Source organism: Actinoplanes sp. ATCC 53533 (genome assembly GCF_003947245.1).
Genome location: NZ_QHHV01000721.1, coordinates 1 through 724 on the forward strand (window position 1 = coordinate 1; position 724 = coordinate 724).

2 pseudogenes are annotated in these 724 nt (G+C 67.8%); both read right to left on the minus strand.

Going from position 1 to position 724, the window contains the following annotated elements:
- Window positions 1–403, minus strand: a pseudogene (locus tag DMB66_RS60855) (IS1182 family transposase); the annotation flags it as partial.
- Window positions 363–724: pseudogene (locus DMB66_RS62335) on the minus strand (IS1182 family transposase); the annotation flags it as partial. The pseudogenes DMB66_RS62335 and DMB66_RS60855, both read right to left, overlap by 41 nt.

A 724-nucleotide genomic window follows, 5' to 3' on the forward strand; every position in this document is an offset into this window, starting at 1 on the left:
CGGCCTGGGTGAAACCGTTGTGAGTGCGGGCGGGGTGGCAGGAATCACCACGCATCGGGGCGATCAGGCTCACCTGGTACTCGGTGCGGCAGGCCAGCAGGTTCGTCGTGGAGGGGTAGCCGGCGTCCATGAGGTGTTCGGCCGGTAGCAGACCCCGACCGGCGAGCATGACATGGATGGGCATGGTCATCGTTGAGTCGGCCACCGCGGCGTGGGTGGTGACCACGTTCGTGATCAGGTTCGGTGGGCGGGTGGGATCGGTACCACCGCCGGGGGTGGGGGTGTTGTCGCAGGTTTCACTGATATGGACTTTGTAGCCCTGCCAGCGGTGGCCGCGTTTCTCGCTGTAACGGGCATCGATGTCATACGGGGAGATGATCCTGGTTCTGCCCGGCAGGCTCACCGTCGATATCGGCATCCCGCCAGATCACCTCCCGCCCAGCCTCGCCGCGAACGTATTGCTGGATCCACACCTGGCGCAGCACCTCGACGGCGGAGATCTCACCCAGCCAGGGCGGGGCCTGCCCGTCGAAGACCGCGGCCAGCAGTTGGTAGCCGTCCGTCCCGACCTGGGCGGCGAGTTTCCGCCGGCCGGGCTGGTCCTTCGGCAGCCGCCATTCATCGATCCGGGCACCGTATCGTCGGACCATCGCCGCGTCGACGTGCTCAGCCGCCCACCGCGGTGCCGCCACCGTCAGGGCTTCGAGGGCCGCCCGCAGCGTCT